Origin of the sequence: Burkholderia sp. E168m23, from assembly GCF_016586125.1 — a bacterium.
GTDB lineage: Bacteria > Pseudomonadota > Gammaproteobacteria > Burkholderiales > Burkholderiaceae > Burkholderia > Burkholderia orbicola.
The window spans coordinates 1-1,730 of record NZ_BCPP01001217.1 but is presented as its reverse complement, the minus strand read 5'-3'; the positions used below and the strand labels follow the sequence as shown (position 1 = coordinate 1,730).

Genomic DNA, 1,730 nt, shown 5'->3' with positions numbered 1-1,730 from the left:
GAAGTGGCGGGCGCATACGTTTCCGAACGATCGTTGCACGAGCAACTGGCGCTCGCCCAGCGCACGCTCGATGCGCGCGAGCGGATGGCCGCGCTCACGCAACGCCGCTATGCCGCCGGCACGAGCGACGCGATCGAGCTGCGTTCGGCCGAGATGCTGGTGGCGTCCGCGCGCGCGTCGCAAGCCGCGCTGCAGCGCGAGCATGCGCAGGCCGTCCGCGCGCTGCAACTGCTGGCGGGCGATTTCGCGCGCAACGTGCCCGACGACGCGACCGCGCTTGACACGCTGTCGATCGCGCCCGTGGCGCCGGGTGCGCCGAGCCAGTTGCTCGAACGGCGGCCGGACATCCGGCAGGCCGAGGGGCGGCTGAAGGCCGCGAACGCGAACATCGGCGCGGCGCGCGCGGCGTTCTTCCCGCGCATCGCGTTGACGACCGACTACGGCTCGGTGAGCGACGCGTTCTCGAACCTGTTCGCGGCCGGCACGAGCGTATGGACGTTCGCACCGCGCATCACGCTGCCGATCTTCGCGGGCGGACGCAATCGCGCGAACCTCGACGTTGCGCACGCGCGCAAGGACATTGCGGTCGCCGAATACGAGAAGGCAGTGCAGACCGCATTTCGCGAAGTGGCCGATGCGTTCGCCGCGCGCGACTGGATCGACCGGCAGCTGACCGCGCAGCAGGACGTGTATGCGGCGGACGGCGCGCGGCTGAAGCTCGCGGAGCGTCGTTATGCGGGTGGTGTCGCGACCTATCTCGAACTGCTCGACGCGCAGCGCAGCACGTACGAGTCGGGGCAGGAGCTGATCCGGCTCAGGCAGCTCAGGCTGGCGAATGCGATCGCGCTGTATCGCGCGCTCGGCGGCGGCTGGGCGCCGGCCACGGCGGAGGCCGCGGCTTCCGCGTGACGGCCGATGCGTCGCCCGACGCCGCGGCGTGTCGGGTGGCATGACGGCGGTCGCGCGCGTCGACGTGCGACCGCCGCTTCGACAGGGCATGCTGCCCGTCGTACCGCCGATCGTCATCGGCGCTTCCTTTCGCTGTTCAGCGCATCCGCTCGTCGCGTTCCCATCCAGCAGCACCGCGAAAGGGTGGCTTTCGCCGCACCCGCATCCACATCCGCAAACCGATCGTGCCGCCCGTCGGCGCAAACGTGTGCCGCACTTCTTCCGCTTTTTCATCTCGCCCGATCCGGCATGTCAGCCGCGTTCCAGAGGCCGCGCCTGCATATCTGCAATTGACGATCTAATTAATCAATGTATTGGAATTAATGGCGGCGGCAAAATGTCGCGGTAAAACGTTTGTATGCTTTTCGCAATCGTTTGCGCGATAAATCCGTATCGAATGAATGTCGCCGTTCATTTCCTGTCAGTTGAAAATGAATCGATATCCACGTTGTAATCGGACAACGATGGCGGCGTTGGACAATGTTTTGTCTTTTGAGTGGCGGGGCTGCACAAGCCAATACCGGCAAGGGAGAGCGGGATGGCGGCGATTATCGGCAAGAAATTCCCTTAATCTTCAATTGGTTCCGGAAAATAAAAAAGGACTGCGGACAAAAATTCCTGGATTGAAAATTAAAGGGAAGGAATGAGGTTTTAGAGGGCTGAATCGAACATTGTCAGAATCATTTGACAATGATTTACAGAAATCTTTCACGGTTATCTCGATAATGCCGCCTCGTGTCGGACGGGAGCCACCATGCGCTGCCGTTTGTGTCCGCCACGTC

3 protein-coding genes are annotated in these 1,730 nt (G+C 63.1%); 2 read left to right on the top strand and 1 reads right to left on the bottom strand.

Annotated elements, in window-relative coordinates:
• Both JMF90_RS35855 and JMF90_RS35850 read left to right on the top strand, forming a co-directional pair.
• Nucleotides 1–909, top strand: a 909-nt coding sequence (locus JMF90_RS35855; RefSeq protein WP_201326230.1) for an efflux transporter outer membrane subunit, incomplete at its 5' end; no start/stop codon positions are given.
• A gap of 88 nt (nucleotides 910–997) precedes the next feature.
• Complete coding sequence (locus tag JMF90_RS35850) at nucleotides 998–1,297, top strand: hypothetical protein (protein WP_226133410.1); 300 nt, start codon at nucleotides 998–1,000, stop codon at nucleotides 1,295–1,297.
• Between the two features lie 225 nt (nucleotides 1,298–1,522).
• Here JMF90_RS35850 and JMF90_RS40465 read toward each other — a convergent pair.
• Nucleotides 1,523–1,730, bottom strand: a 208-nt coding sequence (locus JMF90_RS40465; protein WP_236598115.1) for a hypothetical protein, incomplete at its 5' end; no start/stop codon positions are given.